Source organism: Streptomyces sp. NPDC021749 (genome assembly GCF_040640655.1).
Classification (GTDB): Bacteria; Actinomycetota; Actinomycetes; order Streptomycetales; family Streptomycetaceae; genus Streptomyces.
This window is the reverse complement of sequence record NZ_JBFACE010000091.1, coordinates 1-5,428: the sequence shown is the minus strand read 5'-3', so window position 1 is coordinate 5,428 and position 5,428 is coordinate 1. Positions and strand designations below refer to the sequence as shown.

Here is a 5,428-nt window from a genome sequence, read left to right as displayed (position 1 = left end):
ACGGGGCTATCCAGGAGGGCTCCGACGCCGTGATCACACCAGACACACCATGATCATCTCACCCGTGACCAGCAGTTACGGGACAGCCCTTAGCTTGATCTTTAACCTGTGCGGCGAGGTCGTGGGGTCGTCGGCTTCTTCTGCTGTTGTTTCCAGGTGTCTGTCTTGCGGACTGTGTGCACGTCGTGGCGTGGGGTGGGCTGGGTGTTCTTGCGTCCGGGCGGTCGTCCAGGGCCGGGGCGGAAGGTTTTCGGTGCCCCGGCGGGACAAGTTGCCTTTGGGCGGGAGGTGCCGGAAGTCGCGGCGGACGCGGGCGGGGGTGAGTCTGTGGGGCGGGGTCGGATTCTGCCACGGCCGGCGAAGGTCGGCGGCGAGCGGGCGGGCGAGCCGGAGCTGGGTGAAGGCGGCCAAATGAGTGGCTACCTGGTCCCCGACCGTTTCGAAGTCCTCGCCTTCAACGGCGACCAGCAGGCCGACGCCGTCCTGCGCTGGGAGGGCGGGAACCGCGATTTCACCGTGATCGCCGACGGCCCTTGGGGGCATGTCACCGGCAGAGCAGATGACTGCTTCGAGGCGCTCATCCGCATCCGCGAGCAGATCGAACCCCAGGGGTGGCTCCTGGGTGTCAACGGCTCGCGTCGCGACACCTGGCCCTCCGGGATGTGCCGTGGGACCGGGGGTTTCCTCGTCTACCGACTCACGCCCGGGCTTCGCCCCACCAGCGCCGATCGCATCCAGACATTCCAACCCGCACCCCGCGAGACGCTGGCCACTGTCGCCGAGCAGGTTGCCTTCGAAGAGCAGTGGAGCCAGTCGCTGTGACCACCCCGTCCAGCTCTGCCCCCGCCGTTCCCCCGGTCACCGAGGCTCTGCGCGCCCAGGCCGCACAGCAGCGCAGCGGCTACGTGTACGCAATCGACCCGTACTTCGACCCCACAGCCCCGTCCCCTCGTACGGCATCGTCGGCGGCTGATTCGTCGACAGCTTCGGCCAGCTCGTTTCCTTCAAGCACAACCCGAACTACCGCCCGTCGCCGACGGCGTTGGAGTTCCCGCCTCCTGTCGCCGCTCTGGACGAAGCCCTGCAGCGCGCCGTCACCGGTTATGGCAGCGAGCAGGAGCTCCTCGCGGCCTTCCGCGACGCCACGCTCCTCCTGTTCGCCCAGGAGGGGCAGACCGGCCTCTACACCGTCGTCGAGGACGACGGCAGCCGCTGCATCCCGGCCTTTACCCACCCCACCCACACTTCCGACACCTGGCACCAGTGGCAACAGACCACCGGCCATCACCTCGCCGCCACCGGCTTCCCGATCTGCCTCAATCCCGGCCACCGCATCAGCTTGACCATCCCGGGCAAGGCCGGGATGCAAGCCGGTGGCGAGAACGCCGATCCCAACTCGTCGTCCTCCACCTCGCCCTTCGGCCTCCGCGAGGCCCTCGTGGGGGCCCCGCTGCTCGCCGCCGGCCTGCTCGCGGCGCTCGGCCGCCGACGCCACACGGCCCTGCGGCAGTCCGCCATGGGCGCCAAGGGCCGCCGCACCCCAGAGCTTCGCCAGCCCACGGGTGTCGCCGCCGATACCCACGATGCGCTGCTCATCGGGGCTGACCCGCAGGCCGCACGCGATCTCGACCATGCCCTGAGGGGACTGGCGTCCGCCTTGACCGCCGAATCGCGCACCCTGCCGACCGTCCACGTTGCCCGACTCACCGACAGCGAGCTCAACCTCCAGCTCGCCCATCCCGCAGGCAAGCCCCCAGCGCCACGGCAGCTCGGCCAGAACGAGACGTTCTGGCGCATCCAACAGGCCAATCCCGGCGCACGAAACAGACACCGGCACTGCCGCCCCCTACCCGGGCCTGGTCAGCCTCGGCAGCCGCGACGGCACGCGCCTGCTGCTGAACCTCCAAGCCGCCGCCGGACTCGTCTCACTCACCGGCACGCCCGGGGACCAGAATGCCGTCCTCACGTCGGTCGCCGCAGAACTCGCCACCAGCGGCTGGTCGGGCCGAATGCCAGTCACCGGCCGCACCGGCTCCGCACAGCCCACCCAATGGGCGCCCCACCTGGCCCTCCTCGCCGCACAGCCGACCGAGGATCAGGCAGCGAAGATCGCCGAGCTCGTTACCGACTCCGGCCGACTGGGCATCAGCTACCTGGCCGCCACCGAGGAGAATGGCCTGCCAGGCGCGACCTGGAAACTCGACATCCGACACGCGGGCCACGCTCAGCGGTGCCTCCCGTACTCGTCGATACCGAGGTCGGCGCAAGGCAGGCGCCTTCGAGACCCGTCGAGAAGTGACTTCACTGCTCCTCGTTAAACCAGGGCCTGCCAGCTGGGAGAGGCACCCGTAACCCCCCGTCTGGCCAGGCGAATAAAAGATGCTCCCAAGAAGGTTTGGCGCTCGTCATGAGAACGGTACCCACCCAGCTGTCAGCGGGTGGACGGTGGACGCTCCCCATCCTGCGCGACATGCGTCGATTCCCTGATTCCGCGGCGCGGCCGCTTGGTAGCGTTCCTTCGCACAGAGTTACGAGTTGGGGGAAACGCGTTGTCCGGAAAAATGTCGGTCCAACCGGGCGAACTACGTGCCTCGGCACACGCCCAAAGCGGCATCGCCGATGACACCAAGAAAACCTGCGAGAAGGCCATAACCGATACCAGCGAGGCTGCGGACGCCGCCAAGGGATGGTCCGTCGCGTCGGCGCTGCACATGATCAGCAAGACCTGGCACCCCGCCCTCGACGGCCTACACAAGCGCTTGCTGCAAGGCGCCGCCAACCTCCGCGACACCGCCGACAACCATGAGTGGAACGAAGACATGGTTGATCAAGACTTCGAGGACTTCGACGGGGACAAGGCGGGTGTGATCATGTCTGCCCCCGCCTCTGGGGGCGGCCCAGGATCGGTGTACGCCGGACTGCCACGCCCAGGCGCGTCCGGCAGCGACCCGGTACGTGAGGCCGTCGGCGAGTATCAGCCGCCGCCAGCCGGTACCCCGTCACCCAGTACCGACGACATGCTGCGCGCCAAACCCGCGATGCCCGTCTACGACCCGGGGCAAGCCCTCACGGAAGGCGGCCGGGCCACCGCTCCCCAGCACACCGACAACAACCCCTTTGGATGAGTCATGGCTTCCGACTACGCGCGTCTGCTGAGGCAGGACTTCGCGGACATGACGGCCGCCGCCATCTCCTGGCAGCGGGTTTCACGGGATATGGACAGTGCGTTCGACCAGCACCGTACAAAGGTGACCGGTCCGCTGCATGCCTCCTGGGAAGGGGATGACGCCAAGGCTGCCCTGGCGTTCCTCGAAGACATCGAGATGCGCATCAACGTGGTCCGTACCGAGGCGATGACCATCTCGAAGGCGATCGACACGGTTCGGTTCCGCATGGAGCAGGCGCAGACGGACTTACGCAACGCGGTGCGGAGCGCGGAATCCGAGGGCTTCCTCGTCGATGACTCCGGCTCCGTGGGGGAAGCTTCCTGCGAAGTGGACGAATCGCCGGACGATGCGCAGACCAAGCTCGATCGGATGAAGCACTTCCAGGAGGAGATCAACACCGCCATCGAGGACGCACGGAAGGCGAGCGCAGACGGCCACCACGCACTGTCGGAACTCCATGGCGAGATCATGGATCGTACCAACAAGCACATGTCCGCCGAGTCCGCGGCGGACACCCAGGAGGCCATGAAGGACCTGGGCGTCAAGGGGCCGCAGATCCCCAAGGACCCTAAGGACGCAGCCGCTTGGTGGAAGGGCCTCGACGAGGCATCGCGCCAGGAGTACGCCACGATGTATCCGGAGCAGATCGGCAAGGCGAACGGCCTGCCCAGCTCGGTCCGTGACGACGCGAATCGGCTTGCGCTGGATCAGCAGCTCAACTTCGTCAGCGGCAGCGACCAGGCCATCCCCGGCATTCCGGAAAACCGTCACAACCTTGAGGTCCTGAAGGCCGAACTCGACAAGCGTGACGGGGCAACGGGAAACAAGAAGCTCTACCTCCTGGATTTCAACGGATTCGAGGATGGTAAGGCCGTCATCGCCATGGGTAATCCGGATACCGCTGATAACGTCGGTGTGCAGGTACCCGGAACAGCCACAGACATGAACTCGACAGGAGGCCAGCTGTCGCGGATCGAGAAGCTGCAGAGGTCGGCCGAGCGGGCCGATCCTTCGGCGAACACCTCGATGGTCTACTGGCTCGGTTACGACGCTCCGGAAATCCCCAGTTCTGATGCGCCGAATCTCGGCGTTGCCGGCACCGGGCGCGCCGACGACGCGGCTCCGGACTTGCGGGATTTCACCCATGGCCTGCGCGCCTCGCATGAAGGGTCGGACCGTGCACACATGACAGTGCTGGGACACAGCTATGGTGCCACGGTGGTCGGCGACGCGGACGCCGGTGGCAAGGGCCTCGACGCCGACAGTATTTCCGTCGTCGGCAGTCCGGGGGAGACGGTCGGCAGGGCATCCGATCTCCACGTCGACCCGCACCACTTCTATACAGGCATCGCCGATGACGACTTCATCAAGCAAGCACAGGACCTTACGCTCGGCCCCGACCCCAACACTACGGACTTCGGCGGAACCCGATTTGTAACCGATACTCATGGACACAGCGGCTACTGGGACGACAACAGCGAAAGCCTTGCCAATCAGGGTCGGATCATCGCCGGCAAGCAACCGAATCAGGCACCGCCTACACCCATCGACATGTAAGGAAATCCCTTGGAGAAAAACCACTCTGAGGTGACGATTGCGCTTTTTAGGCGAACTCGTCTGATCGCATTGAGCGCCGCAGTAATTATTTTCACTGGAGCCTGCATGTCTCAGCCTTCCAACAACCCTAACAAGGCACTTCCGCGTAAAAGCCGCGAGGACTCTCTGGCCTGGGCCAAGCACTACACCTCAACCATGGCGCATTATGCCGGAGTCAAGGTGGGTAACAAGTATGGCCCTTTCACGGATTTCGAGGACTGCATCGGCCAAAATGATGAGGTAGCCGACGACGGCCGCTACACCCTCACGTACACGGTGTACGCTGAAGTCCCCCTAGAAGAGCACATCCCCGCCGTCCGCAAACTGCGGGCAGCACTCAAGAACCACGGGGGCGTAGAGGTCTCTTCGTACGAAGAACGCCCGCAGTCGCACGAGGTCGTTCTCGACGGCCGCCACAAGACGGAGAAATTCAGCCTCATCGCAGACACTGCTAAACCGCCCAACACCCTCCGCCTGTCCGTCAGCACCCCCTGCTACCTTCCCCCTGGTGTCACGCAACAGAAATTCTGAGCCGAGCGCAAGCGCAGTAACAGCTGAGTTCCCGCCTAAAAGGGCTGTCCCGTAACTGCTGGTCACGGGTGAGATGATCATGGTGTGTCTGGTGTGATCACGGCGTCGGAGCCCTCCTGGATAGCCCCGTTCAC

General features: G+C 65.3%; 4 protein-coding genes and 3 pseudogenes. 6 read left to right on the top strand and 1 reads right to left on the bottom strand.

Annotated elements, in window-relative coordinates; genetic code table 11:
* Positions 1-101 precede the first annotated feature (101 nt).
* Positions 102-411 (bottom strand): annotated as a pseudogene (locus AB0G35_RS37100) (transposase); the annotation flags it as partial.
* On the opposite strand from AB0G35_RS37100, the gene AB0G35_RS37095 reads away from it, so the two are divergent.
* The 6 genes and pseudogenes from AB0G35_RS37095 to AB0G35_RS37070 all read left to right on the top strand — a co-directional run bounded on the left by AB0G35_RS37095 (position 412) and on the right by AB0G35_RS37070 (position 5,294).
* The gene (locus AB0G35_RS37095; RefSeq protein WP_360959163.1) at positions 412-822 is read left to right on the top strand and encodes a hypothetical protein; all 411 of its coding nucleotides are present in this window, start codon (positions 412-414) and stop codon (positions 820-822) included.
* Positions 823-1,036: 214 nt separating this feature from the next.
* Positions 1,037-1,294: pseudogene (locus AB0G35_RS37090) on the top strand (SseB family protein); the annotation flags it as partial.
* A gap of 123 nt (positions 1,295-1,417) precedes the next feature.
* A pseudogene (locus tag AB0G35_RS37085) lies at positions 1,418-2,207 on the top strand (hypothetical protein); the annotation flags it as partial.
* Between the two features lie 342 nt (positions 2,208-2,549).
* On the top strand, positions 2,550-3,125 hold the full coding sequence (locus AB0G35_RS37080) for a type VII secretion target (RefSeq protein ID WP_360959160.1): 576 nt from the start codon (positions 2,550-2,552) through the stop codon (positions 3,123-3,125).
* Positions 3,126-3,128: 3 nt separating this feature from the next.
* Positions 3,129-4,724, top strand: coding sequence for an alpha/beta hydrolase (locus AB0G35_RS37075; protein WP_360959157.1), 1,596 nt, complete (start codon positions 3,129-3,131; stop codon positions 4,722-4,724).
* A gap of 9 nt (positions 4,725-4,733) precedes the next feature.
* Positions 4,734-5,294, top strand: coding sequence for a hypothetical protein (locus tag AB0G35_RS37070; protein ID WP_360959154.1), 561 nt, complete (start codon positions 4,734-4,736; stop codon positions 5,292-5,294).
* The last annotated feature ends 134 nt before the right edge of the window (positions 5,295-5,428 follow it).